The following is a 14343-nucleotide window of genomic DNA, read 5'->3' on the forward strand; positions in this document are numbered from 1 at the left end:
CTACAAGCTATGCTCTTATCGCTCTACTCTCTGGTCCAAAAGGCTTACTGGATGCGTATTCTCATCACTGGCGGTGCTGGCTTCATCGGCTCGGCTCTCATACGGCACTTGATTCTTGATACCGGGCACCAGGTCCTGAACCTCGATAAGCTGACCTATGCCGGCAATCTCGAATCGCTGAGCAGCATCGATCACGACAGCCGCTACGAATTCGTCCAGGCCGATATCGTCGATCAATCAACCGTCAGTGCAGTGCTGGCGCGATTCAAGCCCGACGCCATCATGCATCTGGCGGCCGAGTCCCATGTAGACCGCTCCATCGATGGCCCGGCGGACTTCATCCAGACCAATATCGTGGGCACCTACAGCCTGCTGGAAGCCACTCGAGCCTATTGGCAGGTCCTGCCCGAGCCGCAGAAGCGCGCGTTTCGCTTCCACCACATTTCCACCGACGAAGTGTATGGCGACCTGCACGGCGTGGATGACCTGTTCACCGAAACCACCGCCTACGCCCCAAGCTCACCGTATTCGGCGAGCAAGGCGGCGTCCGACCACCTGGTCCGCGCCTGGCAACGCACCTATGGCTTGCCCGTGCTGTTGACTAACTGCTCGAACAACTACGGGCCGTTTCACTTCCCCGAGAAGCTCATTCCACTGGTGATTCTCAACGCACTGGCCGGAAAGCCGTTGCCGGTCTACGGCAACGGCCAGCAAGTGCGCGACTGGCTGTTCGTCGAAGACCATGCCCGTGCACTGCTCAAGGTCGTTACAGAAGGCGCGGTCGGCGAGACTTACAACATTGGTGGCCACAACGAGCAGAAAAACATCGACGTGGTGCGCAGTATCTGCACGTTGCTCGAAGAACTGGCGCCACGCAAACCCGAAGGGGTCGAGCACTACGCCGACCTGATCAGCTTCGTCCAGGATCGCCCCGGCCACGACCTGCGCTACGCCATCGACGCCAGCAAGATCGAACGGGAACTGGGCTGGACACCACGGGAAACCTTCGAGACCGGGCTGCGCAAGACCGTGCAGTGGTACCTCGAAAACCTGCTGTGGTGTCAACGTGTCCAGGACGGCAGCTATCAAGGCGAGCGCCTGGGCTCGCTCGACAACAAGGATGCAATGGCATGATGAAAGGCATTGTTCTGGCCGGCGGTTCCGGCACACGCTTGCACCCGATCACCCTTGGGGTTTCCAAGCAACTCTTGCCGGTTTATGACAAGCCGATGATCTATTACCCGATCTCGGTGCTGATGCTCGCCGGGATCAAGGACATATTGGTGATTTCCACCCCACAGGATCTGCCGCAATACCGCGCCCTCTTGGGCGACGGTCATCAGTTTGGCGTGCATTTCAGCTATGCCGAGCAGCCGACGCCCGATGGCCTGGCCCAGGCGTTCCTGATTGGCGAACAGTTCATTGGCAGCGACTCGGTGTGCCTGATCCTGGGCGACAACATTTTCCACGGCCAGCATTTTGGCGAGCAATTACAGACCGCCGTCAACCGGCAGGGTGGCGCGACAGTGTTCGGCTACTGGGTCAAGGACCCTGAGCGTTTTGGCGTGATCGACTTCGATACCGAAGGACGGGCGATGTCCATCGAAGAAAAACCCACCGAGCCCAAATCCAGCTACGCGGTGACCGGCCTGTATTTCTACGATAACGACGTGATCGAGATCGCCAAGGCCATCAAGCCGTCCAAGCGCGGCGAGCTGGAAATCACCGACGTCAACAATGCCTACCTGCAACGCGGCGATCTGCACGTCGAGCGCTTCGGCCGTGGTTTCGCCTGGCTGGACACCGGCACCCACGACAGCCTGCTGGAAGCCTCGCAATACGTGCAGACCATCGAACATCGCCAAGGCCTGAAAGTGGCGTGCCTGGAAGAAATTGCCTACCAGCAAGGTTGGGTCAGCCGCGAGCACGTCCTTGAACGCGCCCAGTATTTTGGCAAGACCGGCTACGGCCAGTACTTGTTCAAGATCGCCGGAGAAACACGATGAATGTCATCGCCACTCGCTTGCCAGACGTCCTGGTCATCGAACCGAAAGTCTTTGGCGACGACCGAGGGTTTTTCTACGAAAGCTTCAATGCCCGGGCGTTTACCGAAGCGACTGGCTGCACTCTGCAGTTCGTTCAGGACAACCATTCACGCTCCACCAGGGGCGTGCTGCGGGGCCTGCACTATCAGATCGAACAGGCCCAGGGAAAACTCGTGCGCGTCACGGCGGGGGAAGTGTTGGATGTCGCGGTGGACATCCGCCGCAGCTCGCCGACCTTCGGCCAATGGGCCAGCGTACGCCTGTCGGCGCAGAACCACGGGCAGGTGTGGGTCCCGCCAGGGTTTGCCCACGGTTTCGTCGTACTGAGCGAATCAGCGGACTTCCTCTACAAGACCACTGATTACTACGCACCCTCGGCCGAGCGCTGCATTCGCTGGGACGACCCGCGGTTGGCCATCGATTGGGAGTTCGAAGGCGCGCCGATCCTCTCGGCCAAGGACCTAAATGGCAAAGCCCTGCACGAGGCCGACCTGTTTCCATGAGTGCCCCCTTGCGTATCCTGATCATCGGCCAGAATGGCCAGGTTTCCCGGGCGCTCCAATCGCGCCTGAGCGGCCTGGGCGAGTTGACCGTACGCGGCAGCGACCAGCTCGACCTGGTACAACCGGATTCCCTGCGCGCGCCCATCGAAGCCCTCAAGCCCGGCCTGATCATCAATGCCGCCGCCCACACGGCCGTCGACCAGGCCGAAAGTGAACCGGAGCGGGCGTTCGCCATCAATGCTACGGCACCGGGCATCCTGGCCCAGGCAGCGGTTGCGCTGGGCGTCCCGCTGATTCATTACTCCACCGACTACGTCTTCGATGGCCTCAAGCCGGCCCCCTACACCGAAGACGACACGCCCAACCCGCTGAGTGTCTACGGACGCAGCAAACTGGCCGGCGAGAATGCCATCCGCCAGGCTGGCGGCCAGCACCTGATTCTGCGCACCAGCTGGGTGTACTCCACCGAGGGCCGCAACTTCCTGTTGACCATGCAGCGCCTGTTGCAGGAAAAACCGCAACTGCGGGTGGTCGCCGACCAGGTCGGCGCACCGACCTGGGCCGGCACCATTGCCGACAGCACCGCGCAACTGATCGAGCGCTGGCAGGCCGGCCAACCCGGCCCCTGGGGCACCTATCATCTGACAGCCCGGGGCGAGACGTCCTGGTTCGGTTTCGCCCAGGCCATCGGCGAAAACCTGCTCGATCGGCACAAACCGTGTGCGCTGCTGGAGCCCATTGAATCCAGCGCCTATCCGACTCCAGCCCCGCGGCCACTTAACTCGCGCCTGGATTGCACGCGCCTGTTCAAGGAGTGGGGGGTGAGCCAACCGGACTGGCGAAGCGCGTTGCAGCAGTGCCTTGCCGGACAAGCCTAGTACTGCCTTACAAATAGTATTTGCAAGGCAACTAGGCATAATACGCCTGTCACCACAGGCGTCCGAGGCTCATGAATTCCACCCTTCCCCGCAGACCCCGTTGGCGCAGCCTGGCCTTGCTCGCGCTGTGCCTGGCGCCGTTGCTGTGGCCGTTGGAGCACCTGGCCGAACGTTATTACCGCAGTGAGCTGGCCGGGCAGAACCGCCAGACCCTGGACCTCTACGTCGCCAACCTGCTGGGCACGCTGCACCGTTATGAGGTGCTGCCACAGATTCTCGGCGACCTGCCGGCCTTGCGTTCCGCGTTGTCGGCGCCGGACGATGGCGTGACTCAAGGCAACGCCAACCGGCTGCTGAAAAATATCAGCGCCCAGACCGGCGCCGAAGTCATGTACCTGATGGACCCTTCCGGCAAGACCCTGGCCGCGTCGAACTGGGACAAACACGACAGTTTCGTCGGACGCAATTTCGCCTTCCGGCCGTACTTCATCGAAGCCATGGCCGGACGCCTGGGCCGCTTCTTCGGCCTGGGCACGACATCGGCCAAACGTGGTTATTTCTTTGCCGCCGCCGTGCGCGACCGCGAAAAAGTCATCGGCGTGCTGGTGGTCAAGGTCGACCTCGACCACACCGAAAGCCTGTGGGGCAAGACTCCCGAACAATTGCTGGTGACCGACCACAACGGCGTGGTCATCCTCACGTCGCGACAAGAGTGGCGATTTCGCGCGACCCGGCCCTTGAGTGACGCCGAGCGCGAGGCCATCAGCGCGGTACAACCGTATCCGACCCGCGATCCCAAGCCGCTGAACCTGGACGCCAACGCCTGGCTGCCCCAGACCCAGTCCATCGAGGAAACCGGCTGGAGCGTGAGCATTCTCGCCCCGCGCACGCTGATTGATCGTCCGGTGCGCACCGTGGTCGCCATCGGTGGCGCGGCATTGCTGGTCTTGATGTTGTTGCTCGGGTTGATGATGCAACGCCGGCGTCATTACCTGGATCGAATCGCCTTCGAAGCCAAGGCCCGTCACGAATTGGAAGGCCGGGTGGCCGAGCGCACCAGCGACCTGGAAGGACTGAACCGACGGCTGAAGCAGGAAGTGCTGGAGCGCGAACAGGCTCAGCAGGAGTTGGTCCGCGCCCAGGATGACCTGGTGCAGGCCGGCAAGCTGTCGGCCCTGGGCACCATGTCGGCGAGCATCAGCCACGAACTCAACCAACCGCTGGCAGCGATTCGCAGCTACGCGGAAAACGCCGAGATTTTGCTCGACCACCAACGCACCGAAGACGCCCGGGGCAATCTCAAGCTGATCAGCGAATTGACCGGGCGCATGGCCTCGATCATCGCCCACCTGCGCGCCTTCGCCCGCCGCGACCGACATGCGCCGGAAAGCGTCGCCCTGCAACCGGCGCTGGACGACGCCCTGGCGCTGCTCGCCAAACGCCGACGCAGCATGGAAGTGGAACTGATCCGCGACTTGCCGGCCGCCACGCTGTGGGTCGAGGCCGGCGAAACCCGCTTGCGCCAGGTGCTCGGCAACCTGCTGGCCAACGCCCTCGATGCGCTCACCGAGAAAGGCCCGCCACGCAAACTCTGGCTCAGTGCCCAGGCCACCGAAACCGGCGTCAACCTGTACATCCGCGATAACGGCCCGGGGTTTTGCATGGAAGCCCTGGGCCGTGCCGGCGAACCCTTCTACACCACCAAGACCCGCACCCAGGGCCTTGGCCTGGGGCTGGCGATCTGCGACACCCTGATGCGCGCCTTTGGCGGCGAACTGTCGTTCGCCAACCACAAGGAAGGCGGCGCCCTGATTACCCTGAAACTGCGAGCCGGCGCCCCCGGGGTGAGCCTGCAACCGTCCGAGGACCGAAGTGTATGACCATCGACAACCGGATTGAGGTGGTGCTGATCGACGACGATCCCCATTTGCGTCAGGCCCTGAGCCAGACCCTCGACCTGGCCGGCCTGAAAATCCTGCCCCTGGCCGAAGCCAAGGGTGTGGCCGTGCAACTGCCCCGTGACTGGCCGGGCGTGGTAGTCAGCGATATTCGCATGCCGGGCATGGATGGCCTCGAACTGCTGGGCGAACTCCACGCCCAGGACCCGGAGCTGCCGGTACTGCTGATCACCGGCCACGGCGACGTGCCACTGGCGGTGCAGGCGATGCGCGCCGGAGCCTATGACTTCCTGGAAAAACCTTTCGCCAGCGATCACCTGCTCGACAGCGTACGCCGGGCCCTGGCCCTGCGCCGGCTAGTCCTGGACAACCGCAGCCTGCGCCTGGCCCTGAGCGATCGCCATGAACTCAGCGCCCGCCTGGTCGGCCAATCGACACCCATGTTGCGCCTGCGCGAGCAGATCGGTGCACTGGCCGCCACCCGCGCCGACGTGCTGATCCTCGGTGAAACCGGTGCCGGCAAGGAAGTGGTCGCCCGTGCATTGCACGACCTTTCAGGCCGGCGCAACGGCCCCTTCGTGGCGATCAACGCCGGGGCCTTGGCCGAGTCGGTGGTGGAAAGCGAACTGTTCGGCCATGAACCCGGCGCTTTTACCGGCGCGCAGAAGCGCCGCATCGGCAAATTCGAATTCGCCAACGGCGGTACGCTGTTCCTGGATGAAATTGAAAGCATGAGCCTGGATGTCCAGGTCAAGCTGCTGCGCCTGCTGCAGGAGCGCGTGGTGGAGCGGCTGGGGGGCAATCAACAGATCCCGCTGGATATCCGCATCATAGCCGCGACCAAGGAAGACTTGCGCCAGGCCGCCGACCAGGGGCGTTTTCGCGCCGACCTGTATTACCGCCTGAACGTCGCGCCGCTGCGCATACCGCCATTGCGTGAGCGGGGGGAGGATGCGCTGATGCTGTTCCAGCATTTTGCCGACGAAGCCAGCGCTCGCCACGGGCTGCCGCCCCATGAATTGCAACCGGCACAACGGGCGCTGCTGCTGCGCCACAGTTGGCCGGGCAATGTGCGGGAACTGCAGAACGCCGCCGAACGTTTTGCCCTGGGCCTGGAACTGGCCCTGGACAACAGCGCGCCCGACGGCAGCCCCGGCGCACCGGTGGAAGTGGTCAGTGGCGGCTTGAGCGAACAGGTGGAAAACTTCGAGAAAACCCTGATCGCCGCCGAACTGGCCCGCCCCCACAGCTCGGTGCGCAGCCTGGCCGAAGCCTTGGGCATTCCACGCAAGACCTTGCACGACAAGTTACGCAAACATGGGCTGCACTTCGGCGACAGCAGCCATGGTTCGGCCGATGAGTCCGATTGAGTTATCGTCATGTCCCTTTCAAGCAAAAGGCCCCGCAATGAACCGCGACAGTCGTTACCTGGAATCGATCCTGCACCACGACATCCCCTTGACCCGGGACATGGGCCTCAAGGTGCTCGATTGGCAGACCCGGCAACTGCGCCTGTTCTTGCCGCTTGCGGCCAACGTCAACCACAAGAGCACCATGTTCGGTGGCAGCCTGTATTGTGGCGCGGTGCTCGGCGGCTGGGGCTGGCTGCACCTGGCCCTGCGCGAGGAAGGCATCGAAGACGGGCATATCGTGATTCAGGAAGGGCAGATCAGTTATCCGCTGCCAGTGACCCGCGATGCGACCGTCGTCTGCGAAGCGCCCGAGGAAAAGGTCTGGAAGCGCTTCCTGGTTACCTACCGGCGTTACGGACGGGCGCGGCTGGCGTTGCAGACGCGGGTGATGAATACCGGCAGCGAGGACGTGGCGGTGCAGTTTGAGGGGCAGTACGTGTTGCACCGCTAAAACACCGCCGCCCCCTGTGGCGAGGTATATCTGTGTGGGAGCAAGGCTTGCCCGCGATGGATGCGCTGCGGTCTTGCAGAGATCGAGGCGCCTGTATCGCGAGCAAGCTTTGCTCCCACAACCCCCTCGCCACAAAGGATCGCGCCAGCTTAAGAACGGGCAAGTTCCAACAACTTTGCACGCCACGCCGCTTTCGCCGGCAACGCCAGGAACGACGTATTCAACAGCGACTCACGCGGTGGATAACAGAACGGTTCGCCGCTCAAGTCCAACACCTCGCCACCCGCACCTTCCAATACACCCTGGGCGGCGGCGGTGTCCCATTGGGAGGTCGGCGCCAGCCGTGGATAGCAATCTGCCGCGCCTTCGGCCACCAGGCAAAACTTCAACGAACTGCCAATACTGGTCAGTTGCAGCTCACCCAGGCTTCCGCTCAAGCCGTCCAGCAGGCGTTCCTGCTCCGGGCTGGTGTGCCGGCGACTGGCAACCACCGTGAAGGCTTCACCTGGCGCCAGTGTGCCACGAACCGCGATCGGCAAGGGCTGCCCTCCCTTGTCGCCACGCCAGGCACCCAGCCCTGCGCCGCCGACGTAAAAGCGCCCATTGGTGGGCATCGACACCACGCCGAACACCACACGGCCCTGCTCCACCAACGCGATGTTGACGGTGAACTCCTCGCTGCCGGAAATGAATTCCTTGGTGCCATCCAGCGGGTCTACCAGCCACCAGCGATGCCAGCCGGCGCGCACGCTTTGGGCAATATCGGCGTCTTCTTCGGAGAGGATCGGAATATCCGGGGCCAGCGCCATCAGCCCGGCTACGATCACATCATGAGCGGCCATGTCCGCGGCGGTCACCGGCGACTCGTCGGCCTTGTGGTTGACTTGCACATTGGCGCGCCAGAACGGCAGGATCGCCTCACCGGCCTGGAGCGCCAGTTCGACCACAGGAGCCATCAACGAATGAGGGAAAGTCATGACAGGAACGCTCCACGCTGGGTCAGCAGGTCACGGGCCAGGTAGAGCGCCGCCAAGGCCCGGCCCTCCGTGAACTGCGGGTTCTGTGCCAGGGCCGACAGCTCACGCAGGTTGACCTTGTCCACACGCATCGGCTCGGGCTCGTCACCCTCCAGCCGTTCTTCATACAGATCGGTCGCCAGCACCACCTGGATCTTCTGGCTCATGTAGCCGGGGGACAGCGACAGTTCGGTCAGGTGTTCCAACTGGCGCGCACCGAAACCGGCCTCTTCCTTGAGCTCCCGTTCCGCCGCAGCCAGCACATCTTCACCGGGCTCGATCAAGCCCTTGGGCAGGGACAGTTCATAGGCGTCGGTGCCGCCGCAATACTCTTCCACCAACACCGCGTGGTCGGTATCGAGCATCGCTACGATCATCACCGCGCCATAACCTGCGCCCTTGCTCGCCAGACGTTCATAGGTGCGCTCCACACCGTTGGAAAACCGCAATTTCAGTTCTTCCACGCAAAACAGGCGGCTGGTAGCGACGATCTGGCGATCGAGTATGGTGGGTTTCTGGCGCATAAACGGCTCCCTGGGCGATAGCGGGCTACTATACCCGGCCTATTCTGATTGTTTGTGTCGGATATCCGATTATCGCTGGAGAAGTTTTATGGCTTTGCTGCCCTGGCATGAGATCGATACGGTTCTGCTGGACATGGACGGCACCCTGCTGGACCTGCATTACGACAACCATTTCTGGCTCGAACATCTGCCCCAGCGCTACGCCGAACTGCATGGCGTGAGCCGGGCGATGGCCGAGATGGAGCTGCAGCCGCTGTTCGAGCGCAACGCCGGCCAGTTGCAATGGTATTGCCTGGATTTCTGGAGCGCCGAGCTGAAACTGCCGGTGCGCGAACTGAAGTTGGAAACCGCGCACCTGATCGCCTTGCGCCCGGACGCCGATACCTTCCTGGCGGCGATCCAGCGGGCTGGCAAGCGCGTGGTGATGATCACCAACGCCCATCGCGATTCATTGTCCCTGAAGCTGGAACGCATCGAACTGGCCCCTTACTTCGACCGCTTGATCAGCTCCCACGACTACGGCTTTCCCAAGGAAAACCCGCAATTCTGGGACGCGCTGCAAGCCGACTTGAATTTCAACCCGGCCCGTAGCCTGTTCATCGACGACACCCTGCTGGTGCTACGCAGCGCCCGGGATTTCGGCGTGGCGCACTTGCTGGCCGTGAGCGAGCCGGATAGCCGCAAAGGGCCGAAGGACACGGGGGAGTTTGATGCGTTGAGGGATTATCGGGACTTGATTGCCGGGCTTTGAACCGCGCCGTATTCATCGCGAGCAGGCTCGCTCCCACAGTTGGATCCCTGTTCGCCACAGATCCAGTGTGGGAGCGAGCTTGCTCGCGATGAAGGCACCACAGTCCTGAAGGTTACTCGGGGATACGCAACACCTGCCCCGGATAAATCTTGTCCGGGTGCGCCAACATTGGCTTGTTGGCCTCGAAGATCTTGTTGTACTTGTTCGCGTCGCCGTATTCGGCCTTGGAGATGGCGCTGAGTGTGTCGCCCTTCTTCACGGTCACGAAACGCGCCGCCTGTGCCACCGGGCCAGTCACCGTAATCTGGTCGTCGACACTGCCGACACCGGCGATATTGCCCACCGCCAACAGGATCTTTTCCTTCTCTTCCTGACTCGCTACCTCACCGGTAACGATGACTTTGTCGCCGTCGATGGTCGCCTGGACATTCGGATTACCCAGGCCGACCTTTTCAATATGCGCTTTCAGTTGTTCGCTGGCATTGGCATTGCCGGGGGTCAGCAGGTCGATCAGTTTTTCACCTGCTTCCTTCACAAAGCTAAAAATACTCATGGCACACGCTCCTTGATTTAAGTGTCCAGACGCAAAGACTAGACCAGGCGAGACGAACCCGGTTCCCAACCGACCAATGACCCCGCCACGCGCAAGCGCTAGAATCCGAACCTTCCTGCGCCCTGGAGCGAAGATGGACATCAAGCAGCTGAAATTTCTCATCGCGCTCGACGAAACCCGCCACTTCGGCCAAGCCGCCGCACGCTGCCACATCACCCAGCCGACCCTGTCGATGCGCCTGCGCAGCCTTGAAGAAGAACTCGACCTGCCGCTGGTCAACCGCGGCCAGCGTTTTGAAGGTTTCACCGCGCCGGGGGAACGAGTGCTGGCCTGGGCGCGCACGGTGCTGGCGGCCTATGACGGGCTGCAGGCCGAAGCGGCGGCCTGTCGTGGCAACCTGGTGGGTACGCTGCGCCTGGGCGTGGTGCCGTTGTCGGACTTCGACCCGCTGGCGATGATGCAGCGCTTGCACGCCGAGCACCCCAGCCTGCGTTTCGAATTGTCGTCCCTGAGCTCCGAACGCATCCTCGAACAGTTGGCGAACAACCGTATCGACCTGGGTATTTCCTACCTGGAACGCCTGGACAACGAACGCTTCGAAGCCCTGCCCTTCAGCCACACCCGCATGGGTTTGCTCTACGACCAGCGCTTTTTCTTCTTTGGCGAACAACCGCTGAGCTGGGAAGCGCTGATAGAGCTGCCCCTGGGCATGCTCACCAGCGGCATGCACTTTCGCCAATCCATCGACCACAATTTCCACAGCCGGGGCCTCACGCCTCAACCGCTGTTGCAAACCGACGCGGTGCATCAATTGTTACAAGCTGTGCACGGTGGACTGTGTTGCGCGGTGATGCCCTTGGACAGCGGCCTGAATGTGCTGACCGAAGATTTGCGCATCCAGCCCATCGAAAGCGCGCAAACGTTGGTCCCGCTGGGCCTGATCATGCGGCGCGGCGCCCCACGCTCGGCCTTGGCAGAGGCCTGTTTTGCCCTCTACCAGAAATCATCGACAACATCTTGATCGACGTCATCTATTGAGAGATCAGTAATAGCGATTAGACGTGGCAGATTGCCGCATTTAGTCTTAACACTATTCCTACTTTCAGTGATGCCTATGAACGACAAGCCTCCGGTCAGTCCAGCGCCAGCGATGGAAACATCCGCGCCGGCCGCCAGCCAGAGCTATCGCTACTGCAATCTGGACCACTCCCAATCGGACAGCACCGCGCTGGCCGAGGAAGTGGCGCTGGCGATTGCCTATAACGGCATCAGCCAGGCGGTCATGCTGGTCACCCCCACCGACCTTGAAGACTTCATCGTCGGCTTCAGCCTCGGCAGCGGCATCATTGAAGACGCATCGGACATCTATGACCTGCAACTGAGCGGCACGGGTGCTGCGCACCATGCCGAGGTGAGCATCGCCAACCGCGCCTTCTGGAACCTCAAGCAGCAACGCCGGCAATTGACGGGCACCAGTGGCTGCGGCTTGTGCGGTGTGGAAGCAGTGGAACAGGCATTGCCAAACCTCAAGGTGCTGCCCGGCGCACCGCTACCACCGGCGCAATGGCTCGATGGCCTGCGTGACCGTATCAGCCAGTTTCAGCCCCTGGGCCAATACTGCGGCGCAGTCCACGCCGCGTTGTTCATGAACGCCCAAGGCGAATTGCTGCTGGGTCGCGAAGACATTGGCCGACACAACGCCCTCGACAAGCTGATCGGCGCGTTGGTCCGGCAGCAGATCCCGGTGGCCGGCGGCGTGGCGATCGTCACCAGCCGTTGCAGCCTCGAACTGATCCAGAAAGTCCTGCGGGCCGGCATCCAGACCCTGGTCAGCCTGTCATCGCCCACCGGCCTTGCGGTGCAGTGGGCTCGCCAACACAACCTCAACCTCATCCACCTGCCGCAAAAAAGTGCGCCGCGGGTCTACAGCCCTGCGATGGAGAAACAAGCGTGAGCAATCATCAACAAGCCGACCAGAAACCCGTACCGCGCTACAAGCCCTACAAGGGCCCGGCCGGTGGCTGGGGTGCGCTGATCAGCGTCGCTCAGGCCTGGTTGACCAGCGACAATGCACTGAAAAACATCCGTATGATGCTCAAGACCAACCAGAATGGCGGTTTTGACTGCCCAGGCTGTGCCTGGGGTGACTCGCCGGAAAGCGGCGTGGTCAAGTTCTGCGAGAACGGCGCCAAAGCCGTGAACTGGGAAGCCACCAAGCGCCGCGTCGATGGCGCATTTTTCGCCAAGCACAGCGTGAACTCGCTGCTGGAGCAGAGCGACTACTGGCTCGAGTACCAGGGTCGCCTGACCGAGCCAATGCGCTACGACACCGAAACCGACCGCTACAAACCCATCAGTTGGGAAGCAGCGTTCGACCTGATCGGCAAGCACCTGCAAGGGCTGTCCAGCCCGAACCAGGCCGAGTTCTACACCTCGGGCCGAGCCAGCAACGAAGCGGCCTACTTGTATCAGCTGTTCGTGCGTGCCTATGGCACCAACAACTTCCCCGACTGCTCGAACATGTGCCACGAGGCCAGCGGCGTAGCGCTGTCCCAGAGCGTTGGCGTGGGCAAGGGCACAGTGACCTTCGACGATTTCGAACACGCCGATGCGATTTTCGTCTGGGGCCAGAACCCCGGCACCAACCATCCGAGGATGCTCGAACCACTGCGCGAGGCGGTGAAACGCGGCGCCCAAGTGGTCTGCATCAACCCGCTCAAGGAACGTGGCCTGGAGCGTTTCCAGCATCCACAGAACCCGATCGAAATGCTCACCAACGGCAATAAGCCGACCAACACCGCCTATTTCCGCCCGGCCCTGGGTGGCGACATGGCGATCTTGCGCGGCATGGCGAAGTTCCTGCTGCAGTGGGAGCGCGAAGCGCAGAACACCGGCGCTGCGGCAGTGTTCGACCATGCGTTCCTCAATGAGCACAGCACCAACGTGCTGGATTACCTGGCGGCGGTCGACGACACGCCGTGGGAACAGATCGTCGAGCAATCGGGCATGACCCTGGTCGACATCGAGCAAGCGGCGCGCATGTACGCCAAGAGCGAGAACGTGATCATGTGCTGGGCGATGGGTATCACCCAGCACCGTCATTCGGTGGCGACCATCCAGGAAATCGCCAACGTGATGATGCTGCGCGGCAACATCGGCCGGCCAGGCGCAGGCCTGTGTCCGGTACGCGGCCACAGCAACGTCCAGGGCGACCGCACCATGGGCATCAACGAGCGTCCGCCAGTGGCGTTCCTCGATTCGCTGGAGCGGCGTTTCCAATTCAAGGTACCGCGTGAAAACGGCCACAACGTGGTCGAGGCGATCCACGCCATGGCCGACGGCCAGGCGAAGGTGTTCATCGCCCTGGGCGGCAACTTCGCCCAAGCCACGCCGGACAGCCATCGAACGTTCCAGGCCTTGGCCAATTGCGACCTGACGGTGCAGATCAGCACCAAGCTCAACCGCAGCCATCTGGCTCACGGCAAGGAAGCGCTGATCCTGCCATGCCTGGGCCGCACCGACATCGACCTGCAAACCGAAGGTGCGCAAGCGGTGACCGTGGAAGACTCCTTCAGCATGGTGCATGCCTCCATGGGCCAGCTGCAGCCGCTGTCGAACCAGATGCGCTCCGAACCGTGGATCATCGCCGGCATCGCGGCCGCCACGCTGGGTAGCCGTCCGGTGGACTGGAACTGGCTGGTGGCCGACTACAGTCGCATCCGCGACCTGATCGCCGACACCGTACCCGGCTTCAAGGACTTCAACGAAAAGCTGAAGAACCCTGGTGGGTTCTACCTGGGCAATAGCGCCGGTTCGCGGCGCTGGAACACCCCGTCGGGCCGCGCCAACTTCAAGCCCAACCGGTTACCGACCGACCTTGTGCATGAACGCACCCGGGCCACCGGCCAGTTGCCCGACCTGATCATGCAGTCCATGCGTTCCCACGATCAGTACAACACCACCATCTATGGCCTCGATGACCGCTATCGCGGTGTGAAGGGCCAGCGTGACGTGTTGTTCGTCAACGAAGCGGACATCATTCGCCTGGGCTTCAAGCCGGGGCAGAAAGCCGACATCGTCTCGCTCTGGGATGACGGCCGCGAACGGCGGGTCAAGGGCTTTACCCTGCTGGCATTCGACATTCCTGCCGGGCAGGCTGCGGCCTACTACCCTGAAGTGAACCCACTGGTGCCACTGGAAAGCACGGGCGACGGCAGCCACACCCCAACGTCGAAATTCGTCGCGATCCGTCTGGAAGCGGCGAGCGAGAATGGACTGATCCTGGCCAAGTCGGCCTGATATAACGTGCGAG

14 protein-coding genes are annotated in these 14343 nt (G+C 62.3%); 11 read left to right on the top strand and 3 right to left on the bottom strand.

The window, feature by feature from the left end; translation table 11 throughout:
• Positions 1-51 precede the first annotated feature (51 nt).
• From rfbB to AB4O22_RS25140, 7 genes are all read left to right on the top strand, one after another.
• Positions 52-1134: a dTDP-glucose 4,6-dehydratase gene (rfbB, locus tag AB4O22_RS25110; RefSeq protein ID WP_223471115.1), complete on the top strand. Its 1083-nt coding sequence runs from the start codon at positions 52-54 to the stop codon at positions 1132-1134.
• Positions 1131-2006 carry a glucose-1-phosphate thymidylyltransferase RfbA gene (gene rfbA / locus AB4O22_RS25115; RefSeq protein ID WP_223471116.1) on the top strand — a complete coding sequence of 292 codons (876 nt, stop codon included), beginning with the start codon at positions 1131-1133 and terminating at the stop codon, positions 2004-2006. Before rfbB ends, rfbA begins: the two co-directional genes overlap by 4 nt.
• Positions 2003-2548, top strand: a complete 546-nt coding sequence (rfbC, locus tag AB4O22_RS25120; protein ID WP_460105885.1) for a dTDP-4-dehydrorhamnose 3,5-epimerase — start codon at positions 2003-2005, stop codon at positions 2546-2548. The genes rfbA and rfbC overlap by 4 nt, the downstream gene beginning before the upstream one ends.
• Entirely contained in the window at positions 2545-3426 is an 882-nt protein-coding gene (gene rfbD / locus AB4O22_RS25125; protein ID WP_223471119.1) for a dTDP-4-dehydrorhamnose reductase, read from the top strand. Before rfbC ends, rfbD begins: the two co-directional genes overlap by 4 nt.
• A gap of 71 nt (positions 3427-3497) precedes the next feature.
• Positions 3498-5306, top strand: a complete 1809-nt coding sequence (locus AB4O22_RS25130) for a sensor histidine kinase (protein ID WP_013692047.1) — start codon at positions 3498-3500, stop codon at positions 5304-5306.
• Entirely contained in the window at positions 5303-6694 is a 1392-nt protein-coding gene (locus AB4O22_RS25135; protein WP_460097391.1) for a sigma-54-dependent transcriptional regulator, read from the top strand. The genes AB4O22_RS25130 and AB4O22_RS25135 overlap by 4 nt, the downstream gene beginning before the upstream one ends.
• 37 nt (positions 6695-6731) lie before the next feature.
• On the top strand, positions 6732-7187 hold the full coding sequence (locus AB4O22_RS25140) for a YiiD C-terminal domain-containing protein (RefSeq protein ID WP_100263830.1): 456 nt from the start codon (positions 6732-6734) through the stop codon (positions 7185-7187).
• Positions 7188-7336: 149 nt separating this feature from the next.
• On the opposite strand, the gene cysQ is transcribed toward AB4O22_RS25140, so the two are convergent.
• Together cysQ and nudE are read right to left on the bottom strand one after the other, a co-directional pair.
• Positions 7337-8164 carry a 3'(2'),5'-bisphosphate nucleotidase CysQ gene (cysQ, locus tag AB4O22_RS25145; protein ID WP_100263829.1) on the bottom strand — a complete coding sequence of 276 codons (828 nt, stop codon included), beginning with the start codon at positions 8162-8164 and terminating at the stop codon, positions 7337-7339.
• Complete coding sequence (gene nudE / locus AB4O22_RS25150) at positions 8161-8727, bottom strand: ADP compounds hydrolase NudE (RefSeq protein ID WP_100263828.1); 567 nt, start codon at positions 8725-8727, stop codon at positions 8161-8163. The genes cysQ and nudE overlap by 4 nt, the downstream gene beginning before the upstream one ends.
• An 88-nt stretch (positions 8728-8815) precedes the next feature.
• Between nudE and yrfG the strand changes: the two genes are divergently transcribed.
• On the top strand, positions 8816-9478 hold the full coding sequence (gene yrfG, locus AB4O22_RS25155; protein ID WP_460097393.1) for a GMP/IMP nucleotidase: 663 nt from the start codon (positions 8816-8818) through the stop codon (positions 9476-9478).
• A gap of 112 nt (positions 9479-9590) precedes the next feature.
• Here yrfG and lysM read toward each other — a convergent pair whose 3' ends face one another.
• Entirely contained in the window at positions 9591-10031 is a 441-nt protein-coding gene (gene lysM / locus AB4O22_RS25160; protein WP_223471129.1) for a peptidoglycan-binding protein LysM, read from the bottom strand.
• Between the two features lie 133 nt (positions 10032-10164).
• On the opposite strand from lysM, the gene AB4O22_RS25165 reads away from it, so the two are divergent.
• The 3 genes from AB4O22_RS25165 to AB4O22_RS25175 all read left to right on the top strand — a co-directional run bounded on the left by AB4O22_RS25165 (position 10165) and on the right by AB4O22_RS25175 (position 14330).
• Positions 10165-11052, top strand: a complete 888-nt coding sequence (locus AB4O22_RS25165) for a LysR family transcriptional regulator (RefSeq protein WP_003196722.1) — start codon at positions 10165-10167, stop codon at positions 11050-11052.
• 93 nt (positions 11053-11145) lie between these two features.
• Complete coding sequence (fdhD, locus tag AB4O22_RS25170; protein ID WP_223471133.1) at positions 11146-11985, top strand: formate dehydrogenase accessory sulfurtransferase FdhD; 840 nt, start codon at positions 11146-11148, stop codon at positions 11983-11985.
• Positions 11982-14330 (top strand): FdhF/YdeP family oxidoreductase, encoded by a 2349-nt coding sequence (locus AB4O22_RS25175; RefSeq protein ID WP_460097395.1) that lies wholly within the window; start codon positions 11982-11984, stop codon positions 14328-14330. The genes fdhD and AB4O22_RS25175 overlap by 4 nt, the downstream gene beginning before the upstream one ends.
• The last annotated feature ends 13 nt before the right edge of the window (positions 14331-14343 follow it).

The organism is Pseudomonas sp. S3_B11 (genome assembly GCF_054667715.1).

Bases quoted from the DNA above. Each gene is read 5' to 3' on its own strand.
- rfbB (WP_223471115.1), top strand. From the start codon at position 52: ATGCGTATTCTCATCACTGGCGGTGCTGGCTTCATCGGCTCGGCTCTC.
- rfbA (WP_223471116.1), top strand. From the start codon at position 1,131: ATGATGAAAGGCATTGTTCTGGCCGGCGGTTCCGGCACACGCTTGCAC.
- rfbC (WP_460105885.1), top strand. From the start codon at position 2,003: ATGAATGTCATCGCCACTCGCTTGCCAGACGTCCTGGTCATCGAACCG.
- rfbD (WP_223471119.1), top strand. From the start codon at position 2,545: ATGAGTGCCCCCTTGCGTATCCTGATCATCGGCCAGAATGGCCAGGTT.
- AB4O22_RS25130 (WP_013692047.1), top strand. From the start codon at position 3,498: ATGAATTCCACCCTTCCCCGCAGACCCCGTTGGCGCAGCCTGGCCTTG.
- AB4O22_RS25135 (WP_460097391.1), top strand. From the start codon at position 5,303: ATGACCATCGACAACCGGATTGAGGTGGTGCTGATCGACGACGATCCC.
- AB4O22_RS25140 (WP_100263830.1), top strand. From the start codon at position 6,732: ATGAACCGCGACAGTCGTTACCTGGAATCGATCCTGCACCACGACATC.
- cysQ (WP_100263829.1), bottom strand. From the start codon at position 8,164: ATGACTTTCCCTCATTCGTTGATGGCTCCTGTGGTCGAACTGGCGCTC.
- nudE (WP_100263828.1), bottom strand. From the start codon at position 8,727: ATGCGCCAGAAACCCACCATACTCGATCGCCAGATCGTCGCTACCAGC.
- yrfG (WP_460097393.1), top strand. From the start codon at position 8,816: ATGGCTTTGCTGCCCTGGCATGAGATCGATACGGTTCTGCTGGACATG.
- lysM (WP_223471129.1), bottom strand. From the start codon at position 10,031: ATGAGTATTTTTAGCTTTGTGAAGGAAGCAGGTGAAAAACTGATCGAC.
- AB4O22_RS25165 (WP_003196722.1), top strand. From the start codon at position 10,165: ATGGACATCAAGCAGCTGAAATTTCTCATCGCGCTCGACGAAACCCGC.
- fdhD (WP_223471133.1), top strand. From the start codon at position 11,146: ATGAACGACAAGCCTCCGGTCAGTCCAGCGCCAGCGATGGAAACATCC.